Origin of the sequence: Clostridium sp. ZS2-4, assembly GCF_026719745.1 — a bacterium.
Taxonomy (GTDB): domain Bacteria; phylum Bacillota; class Clostridia; order Clostridiales; family Clostridiaceae; genus Clostridium_H.
This window is the reverse complement of the sequence record NZ_JAPPRQ010000060.1, coordinates 1-556: the sequence shown is the minus strand read 5'-3', so window position 1 is coordinate 556 and position 556 is coordinate 1. Positions and strand designations below refer to the sequence as shown.

At 39.6% G+C, this 556-nt stretch carries 1 pseudogene; it reads right to left on the bottom strand.

Features of this window, described 5'->3' with window-relative positions:
• Positions 1–556: pseudogene (locus OIO11_RS17305) on the bottom strand (hypothetical protein); the annotation flags it as partial.

Genomic DNA, 556 nt, shown 5'->3' with positions numbered 1-556 from the left:
ATATATGGTGAAACCTTTGATACAATTTTTCCTACACCATGTAATAAACCAGCTGTTGCTGCTCCTATAATTCCATCGAATAAAATTTGACTTAAACTAAATTTACCATCTATAGCTTGAGTCAATAAGCTATCAGCAGCTCCATTTATTCCACCAAAACTCATAACTCCTGCTGCACTTTCAAAGGCACCAAATGGACCAAATATCGCTCCAGATACTGCTCCTATACAAGCTCCCTTTAGTGCATTTTTTGCATAAGTTTCAAGACTACTTTTATTACCACTTATATTATCAGATATTGCAGTGCTTACTACTGCACATGCTGCTCCTGCACATGCTCCTATGACGGCTCCTACAAGTACTGCACCTACTCCAAATGTTACCACAGATGCAACTACTGCAACAGCAGCCACTACTCCTACTAACAACCCTCCCCAGTTAAACCCTTTCTTTTCTTCCTTAGGTGGTTCCGGTGGTGCTGGTTTTCTACCTGCTATTGGTTCATCATCAAAGGGAGGATATGTTTCTCTATCTCTTCCTTCTTTTATTACATTAT